The 12,391-nt window shown below is 58.9% G+C and carries 12 protein-coding genes; 7 read left to right on the top strand and 5 right to left on the bottom strand.

The genetic code is table 11. The features are described from left to right. Window positions 1–29 precede the first annotated feature (29 nt). From nuoM to AC1RME_RS09895, 4 genes are all read left to right on the top strand, one after another. Window positions 30–1,562: an NADH-quinone oxidoreductase subunit M gene (gene nuoM / locus AC1RME_RS09880; RefSeq protein ID WP_096822265.1), complete on the top strand. Its 1,533-nt coding sequence runs from the start codon at window positions 30–32 to the stop codon at window positions 1,560–1,562. 7 nt (window positions 1,563–1,569) lie between these two features. Then, window positions 1,570–3,033: an NADH-quinone oxidoreductase subunit NuoN gene (gene nuoN / locus AC1RME_RS09885; RefSeq protein WP_102622478.1), complete on the top strand. Its 1,464-nt coding sequence runs from the start codon at window positions 1,570–1,572 to the stop codon at window positions 3,031–3,033. A 204-nt stretch (window positions 3,034–3,237) separates the two neighbouring features. Continuing rightward, entirely contained in the window at window positions 3,238–3,669 is a 432-nt protein-coding gene (locus AC1RME_RS09890) for a type II toxin-antitoxin system Phd/YefM family antitoxin (protein WP_255261964.1), read from the top strand. Beyond that, entirely contained in the window at window positions 3,666–4,043 is a 378-nt protein-coding gene (locus AC1RME_RS09895) for a type II toxin-antitoxin system VapC family toxin (RefSeq protein ID WP_096822268.1), read from the top strand. The genes AC1RME_RS09890 and AC1RME_RS09895 overlap by 4 nt, the downstream gene beginning before the upstream one ends. 79 nt (window positions 4,044–4,122) lie before the next feature. Here the strand turns inward: AC1RME_RS09895 and AC1RME_RS09900 are convergent, their stop codons facing one another. Then, window positions 4,123–4,587, bottom strand: coding sequence for a GNAT family N-acetyltransferase (locus AC1RME_RS09900; RefSeq protein WP_493072102.1), 465 nt, complete (start codon window positions 4,585–4,587; stop codon window positions 4,123–4,125). Between the two features lie 369 nt (window positions 4,588–4,956). Here AC1RME_RS09900 and AC1RME_RS09905 point away from each other — a divergent pair, with 369 nt between their 5' ends. The 3 genes from AC1RME_RS09905 to AC1RME_RS09915 all read left to right on the top strand — a co-directional run bounded on the left by AC1RME_RS09905 (window position 4,957) and on the right by AC1RME_RS09915 (window position 7,098). Beyond that, window positions 4,957–5,301: a toxin gene (locus tag AC1RME_RS09905; protein ID WP_493072469.1), complete on the top strand. Its 345-nt coding sequence runs from the start codon at window positions 4,957–4,959 to the stop codon at window positions 5,299–5,301. Then, window positions 5,298–5,612, top strand: coding sequence for a helix-turn-helix domain-containing protein (locus tag AC1RME_RS09910; protein WP_493072100.1), 315 nt, complete (start codon window positions 5,298–5,300; stop codon window positions 5,610–5,612). The genes AC1RME_RS09905 and AC1RME_RS09910 overlap by 4 nt, the downstream gene beginning before the upstream one ends. A gap of 160 nt (window positions 5,613–5,772) precedes the next feature. Next, window positions 5,773–7,098, top strand: coding sequence for an OprD family porin (locus AC1RME_RS09915; protein WP_493072097.1), 1,326 nt, complete (start codon window positions 5,773–5,775; stop codon window positions 7,096–7,098). Between the two features lie 151 nt (window positions 7,099–7,249). Here AC1RME_RS09915 and AC1RME_RS09920 read toward each other — a convergent pair whose 3' ends face one another. From AC1RME_RS09920 to AC1RME_RS09935, 4 genes are all read right to left on the bottom strand, one after another. Next, the gene (locus tag AC1RME_RS09920) at window positions 7,250–7,582 is read right to left on the bottom strand and encodes a DUF2790 domain-containing protein (RefSeq protein ID WP_192560980.1); all 333 of its coding nucleotides are present in this window, start codon (window positions 7,580–7,582) and stop codon (window positions 7,250–7,252) included. A 79-nt stretch (window positions 7,583–7,661) separates the two neighbouring features. Further along, a complete protein-coding gene (locus tag AC1RME_RS09925; protein ID WP_096822271.1) occupies window positions 7,662–7,862 on the bottom strand; it encodes a co-regulatory protein PtrA N-terminal domain-containing protein in 201 nt (66 codons plus the stop codon). 134 nt (window positions 7,863–7,996) lie between these two features. Further along, window positions 7,997–11,149 (bottom strand): efflux RND transporter permease subunit, encoded by a 3,153-nt coding sequence (locus tag AC1RME_RS09930; protein ID WP_493091051.1) that lies wholly within the window; start codon window positions 11,147–11,149, stop codon window positions 7,997–7,999. Window positions 11,150–11,164: 15 nt separating this feature from the next. Continuing rightward, window positions 11,165–12,358, bottom strand: a complete 1,194-nt coding sequence (locus AC1RME_RS09935) for an efflux RND transporter periplasmic adaptor subunit (protein WP_493072093.1) — start codon at window positions 12,356–12,358, stop codon at window positions 11,165–11,167. Between the last annotated feature and the right edge of the window lie 33 nt (window positions 12,359–12,391).

A 12,391-nucleotide genomic window follows, 5' to 3' on the forward strand; every position in this document is an offset into this window, starting at 1 on the left:
GCGAATTTGCGAAAGGAAACGAGCCCGTCATGATTCTGCCTTGGCTAATCCTGATCCCCTTCATCGGCGGCCTGCTGTGCTGGATGGGTGAGCGCTTCGGCGCTACCCTCCCCCGCTGGATTGCGCTGTTGACCATGACCCTGGAACTCGCCCTCGGCCTCTGGCTGTGGGCCCACGGTGACTATTCATTTGCTCCGGCGCCTGGCGCCGATCCGACCTGGGCGCTTGAGTTCAAGCACGTCTGGATCCAGCGCTTCGGCATCAACGTGCACCTGGCCCTCGACGGCCTGTCGCTGTTGATGATCCTGCTGACCGGTCTGCTGGGTATCCTGTCGGTACTCTGCTCGTGGAAAGAGATCCAGCGTCACGTTGGCTTCTTCCACCTGAACCTGATGTGGATCCTGGGCGGCGTTGTCGGCGTGTTCCTCGCCCTCGACCTGTTCATGTTCTTCTTCTTCTGGGAAATGATGCTGGTGCCGATGTACTTCCTCATCGCGCTCTGGGGTCACAGTTCTTCGGACGGCAAGAAAACCCGGATCTACGCCGCGACCAAGTTCTTCATCTTCACTCAGGCTTCCGGCCTGATCATGCTGGTGGCGATCCTGGGTCTGGTACTGGTCAACTACAACAGCACCGGCGTGATCACCTTCAACTACGCCGATCTGTTGAAGACCAAGATGTCGATGACCACCGAGTACATCCTGATGCTCGGCTTCTTCATCGCCTTCGCGGTCAAACTGCCAGTGGTTCCGTTCCACTCCTGGCTGCCTGACGCTCACGCCCAGGCACCGACCGCCGGTTCCGTCGACCTCGCTGGTATCTTGCTGAAAACCGCGGCCTACGGTCTGCTGCGTTTCGCCCTGCCGCTGTTCCCGAACGCCTCGGCCGAGTTCGCACCGTTCGCCATGGCCCTGGGCCTGGTCGGGATCTTCTACGGTGCGTTCCTGGCGTTCGCCCAAACCGATATCAAGCGTCTGATCGCCTTCTCGTCCGTTTCCCACATGGGCTTCGTACTGATCGGCATCTACTCCGGCAGCCAACTGGCGCTGCAAGGCGCCGTGATCCAGATGCTGGCGCACGGTCTGTCGGCCGCGGCACTGTTTATCCTCAGCGGTCAGCTGTACGAGCGTCTGCACACGCGTGACATGCGTGAGATGGGCGGTCTGTGGTCGCGTATCGCTTACCTGCCGGCGATCAGCCTGTTCTTCGCAGCCGCCTCCCTGGGTCTGCCGGGCACCGGTAACTTCGTCGGCGAGTTCCTGATCCTGATCGGTACCTTCGCCAGTGCTCCATGGATCACCGCGATTGCCACGTCCGGTCTGGTGTTCGGTTCGGTCTACTCGCTGATCATGATCCACCGTGCCTACTTCGGTCCGTCCAAATCGGATTCGATCCTGCACGGCATGGACGGTCGCGAACTGATCATGGTGCTGGGCCTTGCGGCACTGCTGATTTACCTCGGCGTCTACCCGCAACCGTTCCTCGACACCTCTGCCGCCACGATGCATGGCGTGCAGCAGTGGCTCGGCACCGCCTTCACTCAACTCGCTTCGGCCCGGTAAGAGCGCTATGGAATTCACGATTCAACACTTTATTGCGCTTGCGCCACTGTTGATCACCAGCCTCACCATTATCGTGGTGATGCTGGCAATCGCCTGGCGCCGCAACCACTCGCAGACCTTCCTGATTTCGGTGGCAGGTCTGAACCTGGCCTTGCTGTCGATCCTGCCGGCACTGAAAGTCGCGCCTCTGGCCGTGACCCCATTGCTGCAGATCGACACCTTTGCCTGCCTGTACATGGCGCTGATCCTGGTCGCCACCCTCGCCTGCGTAACTCTCGCCCACGCCTACCTCGGCGATGGCGGTTCGGGTTACCCGGGCAACCGTGAAGAACTGTACCTGCTGATCCTGATGGCCGCCGCCGGTGGTCTGGTTCTGGTCAGCGCGCAGCACCTGGCCGGCTTGTTCATCGGTCTGGAACTGCTGTCGGTGCCGGTCTACGGTCTGGTGGCCTACGCCTTCTTCAACAAGCGTTCGCTGGAAGCCGGTATCAAGTACATGGTGCTGTCGGCCGCCGGTTCCGCGTTCCTGCTGTTCGGTATGGCGCTGCTGTACGCAGACTCGGGTTCCCTGAGCTTCGTCGGTATCGGTCAGGCACTGGCCACCACCAACCTGCCGAGCTCGCTGGCGCAATTGGGCCTGGGCATGATGCTGATCGGCCTGGCGTTCAAACTGTCGCTGGTACCGTTCCACCTGTGGACGCCGGACGTGTACGAAGGTGCTCCGGCACCGGTGGCCGCGTTCCTCGCCACCGCGTCGAAAGTGGCTGTGTTCGCGGTAATGGTTCGTCTGTTCCAGATCTCCCCTGCCGCCAGCAGTGGCGTACTGAGCAACGTACTGACCATCATCGCCATCGCCTCGATCCTGTTCGGTAACCTGCTGGCCCTGACCCAGAGCAACCTCAAGCGTCTGCTCGGTTACTCGTCCATCGCGCACTTCGGCTACTTGCTGATCGCACTGGTGGCGAGCAAGGGTCTGGCGGTGGAAGCCATCGGCGTGTACCTGGTCACCTACGTGATCACCAGCCTCGGCGCGTTCGGCGTGATCACCCTGATGTCCTCGCCGTACAACGGCCGTGACGCAGACGCGCTGTACGAGTACCGCGGCCTGTTCTGGCGCCGTCCGTACCTGACCGCCGTACTGACCGTGATGATGCTGTCCCTGGCCGGTATCCCGCTGACCGCAGGCTTCATCGGCAAGTTCTACATCATCGCTACCGGTGTCGAGTCGCACCAATGGTGGCTGGTCGGTTCGCTGGTTCTGGGCAGCGCCATCGGCGTGTTCTACTACCTGCGCGTGATGGTCACCCTGTACCTGATCGAACCGAACCTGCGCCGCCACGACGCCCAACTGCACTGGGAACAGAAAGCAGGCGGCGTGATGCTGCTGGCAATCGCCCTGGTTGCGTTCTTCCTCGGCGTCTACCCACAACCGTTGCTGACCCTGGTTCAGCAGGCGGGTCTGGCGGGCTGATTGCTCTGCTGGAATGGGCTACAAACAGAAACGGCACCTTCGGGTGCCGTTTTTGTTTTTGTGGGATTTGTTACCGCTGATTTGTTCTCTTGCTGAATTTCCCGAAAACTCGCGCAAGACTGTCAGGTCCGTCCTACAGCCAGAACTGGGGGTGTGTCTCTATCCTGAGCGCCTGCGGAAATATCAATCGAGGCAAAACAGATAATGAAACGCGAGACCTTTTACGAGTTGGTCGATGGTTATGGCGCTTTTGCGGGTGGATGCCAGAACAAAGTCCCGCCTGAGCGATACAACGAAAAACCTCCCCTTGCGTCATTCATCTGCACCGAAGCTTCGTTCAACTTTGCAGCCCCACCAAATTCTGGCTATATTTGTCCAGAATACGAGGGACGAATCATGATCATTGTTCCGCTGGCCGAAGCAAAAAACAATTTATCCAAACTGGTTGATGACGCAGCCGCCGGGCAAGTCATCACTATCGCCAAGCATGGCCGACCACTTGCTCGTCTGGTTCCAGTGGAACGGCCACGCGGACAGCGAATTGGCGCGATGAAGGGCAAACTTGTCGTTACCGACGACTTCGATGCCGCCCTACCGGACGATCTGCTGGATGCCTTTGAAGGGCAGAAAGCATGAGGGTGTTACTCGATACCCATATTTTGCTCTGGGTACTCGCCGATGATCAGAAGCTATCCGGTAAAGCCAGACAGCTCATCAATAATGCTGCTGAAATCTATGTCAGTGCCGCGACGTTCTGGGAAATGGCAATCAAGGTCGGCGTGGGAAAACTGAGCGTTGATCTGGAAGAGATTCGGCGATATTGCGTCGAAAGTGGGTTCATTGAGTTGCCTGTTTCATCAGAACACGCGATTGCGGTGAAGGATCTGGAATCTCACCACCGAGACCCGTTCGACCGCCTTATTGTGGCAACCGCCATGACTGAGCCCATGAAGCTTCTCACTGCAGATCCCATCGTTGCCAAATACACTTCATTGGCCATTTTGATCTAGCCCTCGCGACAATCGCGTTGAAGCTTTGCTAGCGCAATAAAAAACGGCACCTTCGGGTGCCGTTTTTGCGTTTATGCCATCACAGTTTTTTCAGCATCGGCACACAGGCCAGTTGAAGACCTGAAGGCGATTGATAAACCGCACTCCCCTCCCCGACGTAACCGCAGCGCCTGTAGAAATCAGCGGCATTCAAGGTCGCATCCAGACAAACCTCTGCCAGCCCCAGACTCCGTGCCAGCGCTTCAAGAAAGTGCAGCACTCGCTTGCCCAGACCGCGCTGCATGAAATCCGGATGGATGAAGATGGCGCCGATTTCGCGATGCTCCAGATCGAGCATGCCGGTTGCCACAGGCTCACCCTCAACGTAACCCAGATAGAATTGCTTTTGCATGAGCGTGTCGTAACCGTCTGCCGCCGAGCCTTTTGTCCAGTCGAGCATCTGCTGCTCGCTGTAGGCACCGATGCATTGATGCCAGATCGCCAGTCGCCGAATCTCGAACGCTATCCCGGCATCGTCCGGGGTGGCTCTTTTGATTTCGAACATTTCTCTCTCCTTGAGCCATGTGCGGACGGGCAATGAAAAAGCCCCGTCCATTTCTGGCGGGGCTTTGGGTAACACGTCATTGACCAGACATGCATGACCTTATGGCCCGCCGGAAGCGGTCATAGAGGAGCACATCATGGTCATTCGATGTTGGGCATTCATGGCTGGATAGTGCTGCGGATTGTTCGGTCACGTCAATTGCAAGGTTCCTCCCTATTCAGTCGAATGCTCCCACCACACTGGTCGATTCGTCCTACAGGCGTTTTTACGATCGGTGACTACCGTTGAAAAGGGGGCGAAAAGGATGGCCTGGAGGCCTTGACCAATTCGATCATCGGGACAAAACTATACGTAGGTAACGTACAGAACATGGATGCTCTTTTTATCGAATTACCCGCGTTCCAGAAGCACCGGGACGATTACCTGGATGATGATTTGTTCCGCAGCTTTCAATTGGAGCTGCTGAAAAATCCCGAAGCTGGCGATCTCATCGAAGGAACGGGTGGGCTGCGTAAAATTCGCTTCTGCGACCAACGACGCGGTAAAGGCAAGCGCAGCGGATTACGAGTGATTCATTACTGGTGGTCTGGTTTCGACCAATTCTGGCTGTTCACCGTGTACAGCAAAAACGAGCAAGACGATCTGTTGCCTTCCCAGAAAAGAGTCTTCAAACAGGCTCTGGATACAGAAATCAACACGAGAACCCAAATATGAAACGTGACATTTTTTCCGAACTGATGGAGGGCCTTGAGGCTTTGGCCGACGAGCGCCAGGGCAAGGTCACCCTTCGCACCCACAAAGTCCAGTTACCAAAACTATTGCCGATCACTGCCGAGGAAGTTGTTGCGATCCGCCAGCAACTCAACCTCTCCCGGTCAGTTTTCGCCATGTACCTGCGAACCAACCCTCGAACCCTCGAAAACTGGGAACAAGGTCGAGCAACGCCAAATGCCCAAGCGACGACACTCATTCGACTGGTCGAGCGTTTTCCACAAACGATCGACCACCTTGCGGCTCTGACCTGACTTCCGGGATCTAACGAAATTGTAATCCCCCAATCACCTCCGCGTTATCCGCAGCCTGCAACGATGTCACCCGGCGACTCTCCCGACGGGCCCTTGCCCGTCGAACAATAAAACTCACGCCGACACACGTTCCCGTTCTGCCGAACCCAAGGAGTGATTGATGGTTAACAACAAAAAAATGTCGATGGCCGCTTTAGCAGTGGTTGTCGGCTCCGGGCCGTCCATGGTGTTTGCAGAAGAAAAACCCGAAGGGTTTATCGAAGGCAGCAGCCTGACGGTGCTCAACCGCAACTTCTATTTCAATCGTGATCACCGCAACGGCCAGTCCAGCCCTACCGGCAATGGTTATTCCGAGGCCTGGGCCCATGCGGTCATCAGCAAGTTCGAATCCGGTTTCACCCAGGGCACTGTTGGGGTTGGTGTCGATGCGTTTGCCATGATCGGTCTGAAACTCGATACCGGTGACGGTCGCAACGGTGGCCGCAGTTCGTTCGATGTGTTGCCGGTCGACAGCGAAGGCAAAGCACGGGACGAATACACCAAGGTCGGGGGCGCCGCCAAAGTACGGGCCTTCGATACGGTGGTGAAAATCGGCGATGTGTTCCCGGCCAACCCAGTGGTTGCAGCAGGTGATTCGCGACTGCTGCCGGAAAGCTTTCGCGGCGTGACGGCGACCAACACCAGCATCGAAGGCCTGTCGATCCAGGGCGGCCGGCTGCATGCGATGAGCCAACCGGTGTCCAGCGACATGCGCGAAAACTTCGCAACCTTCTATGCCGGACCGGTCAACTCGCCCTGGATCGCTTACGGCGGCGGTGATTATGCGCTGAACAAAAACCTCAGTTTCAGCCTGTACTCCAGCCGCCTGAAAGATGCCTGGAACCAGTACTACGCTGGCACCGCCTGGACGTATCCGCTGTCGGATGACCTGTCGCTGTTCGGCGGTCTGAACTATTACAAGGCAGTCGACGAAGGCAAACAATTGCTCGGCAAGTTCGACAACAACATCTGGAGCGGCCGTGTCGGTGTGAAGCTTGGCGCCCACTCTGTCGCCCTCTCCCACCAGCGCAACAACGGCAACGACGACTTCGATTACCTGCGTCAGTCCGACTCGATCTTCCTCGACAACTCCATCCAGTACAGCGACTTCAACTCGCCGAAAGAGCGTTCGTGGATGGTGCGCTACGACCTCGACATGACCACTTACGGCTTGCCGGGCCTGTCGTTCATGACCCGTTATGCCCGCGGCACCGACGCCGACTACTCCAACGCCAACGCCGTGTACATGCGCCGCGATGCCGACGGCAATCCGCTGACCGACCAGAAGCGCTGGGAGCGTGACATCGAAGTCAAATACGTGGTGCAGAGCGGTTCGATGAAAGACCTGTCGCTGCGTTTGCGCCAGGCCACCACCCGTGCCACGGCATTCGAGTCCGATCTGGATGAAGTACGCGTGATTGTCGAATACCCGCTGGCGATTCTCTGAGTTTTCACGAGCAATACACATTCACCTTTAGAAGCTCCTTGCTCCTTTGGTAAGAGGTGAATCCTTTGGCGTCCTTCGGGGCGCCTTTTTTATGCCTGAAAAAAAGCCCGACTCACTGAACATGAACCGGGCGTTTGAGCCGCTATCGGCGCTATCCACCCTGCTGACGGCAGGTGCCCATCACGCTATAGGTGAGCGTATTGAGTTGCCCTTTGGAGTCCTCATAAGTCATCGCTGCCGGCACAACCGCGCATTCATTCTTCGGCCGGACAACGCTGACCACTTTCTTCACATCCAGCTTCATACCGTACTCGTATTCCTTGACCACCGGCGCCGCTTTGCCCTGGGCGGCCGCGTACTGCTCCATGGCTTGGGCATTGGCGCTGAGCGCCCGGTCAAACGTCCGGTCTCCGCCCCCTTCGGCCAACGCATTCAAAGACATTGCCATGACACCGGTGAACGCCATCAACTTGAGAAAGTTCATATCCATTTCCTTCAAAAAACGACTCATAAAAAAGCCCACCATCGATGCGCGATGACGGGCTCATTCATTGGTGACACGCTTACAGGTCTTGGGTCTTTTCGTCCTTTTTATCATTCACGACGACAGGATCCCGAGCCTTCTCCTTGGCCACAAACAGCTCCACGGAGCGGTCGTTGGCAGTCATCATTCGGTCGAAGGTGCGGTCACCGCCACCTTCGGCCATGGCCAGGGAAGACATCACCAACGCCACCAAAAAAGCACCGATCTGTACAGATTTCATGTTTGATTCCTCGTTTAAGTAACTGACGGGATCAAGGTAACAATCCGAACCTTTCGTGACGGTGGCGCCGAAATTACATATCCGTTATGTAGAAAGGCCCGCAATCGCGGGCCTGTTTTTGAACCATGAAGCGACTAAGCAGCAGCCGGTGATTCCTCGTCCCGACGATGGGCAATCTGATACAGCGCCGGCAAGATCAACAACGTGAGGATGGTCGAGGACAGAATCCCGCCAATCACCACCGTCGCCAGCGGTCGCTGAACCTCGGCCCCGGTGCCGGTCGCCAGGGCCATCGGAATGAAGCCCAGGGACGCGACCAACGCCGTCATCAATACCGGGCGCAATCGCGTCAATGCGCCTTCGTGAATCGCTTCGGAAAGCGAACGCCCCTCCTCCCGCAAGTTACGGATAAAGGCGATCATCACCAGCCCGTTGAGTACCGCCACACCGGACAACGCGATAAAACCAACACCCGCCGAGATCGACAACGGGATGTCCCGCAACCACAACGCCATGACCCCGCCAGTCAGCGCAAACGGAATCCCGGTAAACACCAGCAAGCCGTCCTTGAGGTTGTTGAACATCATGAACAGCAACCCGAACACCAGCAGCAACGCCACCGGCACCACGATCTGCAAGCGTTTGGCCGCCGATTGCAGTTGCTCGAACTGACCGCCCCAGGTGGTCCAGTAACCCGCCGGCACCTGCACATCGCGCTCGATCACTTCGCCCGCCTCAGCGACGAAAGAGCCGATGTCACGCCCGCGCACGTTGGCGCTGACGATCACCAGGCGCTTGCCGTTCTCGCGACTGACCTGATTCGGCCCCAGCACCAGATCGAGACTGGCAACATCTTTCAGCGCAATGAAACCGATCTGACTGGCCGCCTCACCGCCAGCCGCCGGCACCGGAATCAGCAGCGCCGACAACCCGTCGACGTCCTTGCGCATGGCGTCGGACAAGCGCACCACCATGTCGAATCGACGATCACCTTCATACATTGTCCCGGCCTTCTGCCCGCCGACGGCCACGGCAATGGTGTCCTGCACATCGCCGACGTTGAGCCCGTAACGCGCAGCCTTATCGCGATCGATGTTGATGGTCAGCACCGGCAGACCGGTGGTTTGCTCGACCTTGACCTCGGATGCGCCATTGACCTTCTGCATCGCGGCGGCAATCTTCGCCGCCGTGGCATTGAGCACGTCCATGTCATCGCCGAACACCTTGACCGCCACGTCGCTGCGCACGCCGGAGATCAGTTCGTTAAAGCGCAACTGGATCGGCTGCGACAGTTCATAGTTGCTGCCCGGCAGCGTTGCGGCGGCCTGTTGCAGTTCGGCCATCAGGGTTTCCCGGGACTTGCCCGGGTCCGGCCACTGTTCTTTCGGTTTGAGCATCACGTAGCTGTCGGAAATGTTCGGCGGCATCGGGTCAGAGGCGATTTCGGCAGTGCCGGTGCGGGCGAACACGCGTTCAACCTCGGGCACTTTATTGAGGATCAACGTTTCCAGTCGCTGCTGCATATCCACCGATTGCGTCAGGCTGGTGCCCGGCACGCGCAACGCCTGCAAGGCAAAATCGCCTTCACTGAGACTCGGCACAAACTCGCTGCCCATGCGGCTGGTGACCACGCCACTGAGCACGATCACTCCCAACGCCGCACCGACCGCCATCGCCCGATGGGACATGACCCAGGCCAGCGCCGGTGCATAGACGCGACGCGCACCGCGCATCACCACGCCCTCTTCTTCCTTGACCTTGCCGGTCACGAACAGCGCAATCGCCGCTGGCACAAAGGTCACGGACAAGAGCATCGCACCGAGCAACGCAATCACCACGGTAAACGCCATCGGGTGGAACATTTTCCCTTCGACGCCGCTCAGGGCGAAGATCGGCAGGTACACGACCATGATGATCAACTGGCCGAAAATCAGCGGTCGCCGCGCCTCTTTCGCCGCCGCAAACACTTCATGGAAACGCTCGGATCGCGTCAGCAGACGCCCGTGATGCTGCTGCGCATGGGCCAGTCGTCGCAGCGTATTTTCGACGATCACCACCGCACCATCGACGATGATGCCGAAGTCGAGCGCGCCGAGGCTCATCAGGTTGGCGCTGACCTTGTTGCTGAACATGCCGGTGAAGGTGAACAGCATCGACAGCGGAATCACCATTGCCGTGATCAGCGCAGCGCGGATGTTGCCGAGGAACAGAAACAGAATCGCGATGACCAGAATCGCGCCTTCGACGAGGTTTTTCTTCACCGTGGCGATGGCCTTGTCGACCAGATGCGTGCGGTCATACACCGGCACCGCAATCACGCCGTCGGGCAAGGATTTGTTGATCTGATCGAGCTTGGCGGCGACTGCCTGGGAGACCGTGCGACTGTTTTCGCCGATCAGCATGAACACCGTACCCAGCACCACTTCGCGGCCATTTTCCGTGGCGGCGCCGCTACGCAGTTCGCGGCCGATGTCCACGGTGGCGACGTTCTTGATCCGGATCGGCGTGCCGTCGACATTGGCCATGACGATGTTGGCGATGTCCTCGGTGCTCGACACTTGTCCCGGTGCGCGAATCAGCAATTGCTCGCCGCTGCGCTCGATGTACCCGGCGCCGACGTTGGCGTTGTTGCGCTCCAGCGCAGTGACCAGATCGGTGAGGGTCAGTTTGTAGGCCGCGAGTTTTTTCGGATCGGGGGCAATCTGGTACTCCTTGGCAAAGCCGCCGATGGTGTTGATCTCGGCCACGCCGGGGACGTTGCGCAATTGCGGCTTGATGATCCAGTCCTGAATCACCCGCAGATCGGTCGGCGTGTAGGACGTACCGTCGTCCTTCAGCGCGCCTTCCTTCGTCTCGACCGTCCACAGAAAGATCTCGCCAAGCCCGGTGGAGATCGGCCCCATCACCGCCTCCACGCCCTCGGGTAATTGCTCCTTGGCGGACTGCAACCGCTCGTTGACCAACTGCCGGGCAAAGAACAGATCAGTGCCGTCCTTGAAGATCACCGTGACCTGGGACAACCCCGAACGCGACAGCGAACGGGTCTGTTCCAGCGCCGGCAGGCCGGCCATCGCGGTTTCAATCGGGAACGTAATGCGCTGTTCGGTTTCCAGCGGCGAGAACCCGGCCGCGCCGGTGTTGATCTGCACCTGGACGTTGGTGATATCGGGCACGGCGTCGATCGGCAGCTTTTGGTAACTGGCGATGCCGAGGCCGGCCATGAGCAGAACGGCGAGCAGCACGATGATGCGCTGCTCGATGGCAAACTGGATCAGGCGTTCGAACATGGGAGTCTTCCGCAATTAGTGACTGTGCTCGGCCGAGGCTTTGCCCAGCTCCGATTTGAGGACGAAGCTGCCGGCGCTGGCGACTTGCACGCCCGGTTCCAGCCCGGCGGTGACTTCCACCTGCCCTGCTGCGCGACTGCCCAGCTCCACCGCTTGCGCCTTGAAGCCGTCGTCGGTGCGCACGAATACCGTGGGTTTGTCCTCGACGGTCTGGATCGCGGTTTCCGGTACAGCGACTTTGGCCTGGCGGCTGTCGGTGGCGACCAGCGCGGTGACAAACAGGCCCGGGCGCCATGAGCCTTGCGGGTTTTCCAGGGTGACGCGCACGGTCGCGGTACGGGTCTGTTCGCCGAGCAGGCTGCCGACGTAGGCCACGGTGCCGGTCACTTCAGCGTTCAATTCCGCCGCGCTGACCGTGACGGGTTTGCCCACTTGCACCTTGTTCAAGTCCTTCGGTGAAACGCCGAAGGTGACCCACACCCGCGACAAATCCGAGAGCGTGAACGCCGCCGTAGTTTCATCGACCACCTCCCCCGGCGTCAGGTGTTTTTCCACCACCACACCGTCGAACGGTGCCCGCAGTTCATAGCGATTACCGCCAGTGGCAACCACACTGCCGCTTAGCACGCTGATCTTTTGCCGGGCGTTGTTCAGGGCGATTTCGGCTTCTTCCAGAGCCTGACGTGCCTGGAGGAAATCCTGCTCGGCGGAGATCTTGTCCTGCCACAGTTTCTTCTCGCGTTCGAAAGTCGTGCGCGCCAAGGCCAAACGGCGTTGCGCGGCCGCCTGCTCGCTGCGCTGATCGGAAATCTGCTGACTGGCGATCACAGCCAGCAATTGGCCTTTCTTCACCGACTGCCCGAGATTGACCGACACCGACTCGACCACCCCCGGTACGCGCGGCACCACATGCGCGGTGCGGTCCTCGTCGAAGCGCACTTCACCGGGGAACGGCAGGCCGAGACTGATGCGCTGCGCTCGCGCTTCGGCCAGTTGAATCCCCGCCGCCGTGATCTGTTCGGCCGTCAATTCGATGTGCCCTTCTTCGCCATGTTCGCCTTCAGCGGCAGCGCCTTCTTCGGCGTGATCCGCATGCTCGGAGGCCTCATCGGCATGCGCGTCGATGCCTGAGTTGCCCGCCCACATCGAGCCGATACCAATGCCCAACGCCAAGGTCGCCGCAGCGACCACGATCAGTTTTTTATCCATGGAAACTCCTCTGCGCCGTGCCATCGCGCAGTG

The sequence above is a fragment of the Pseudomonas sp. GW822-FHT03F08 genome (genome assembly GCF_058801265.1).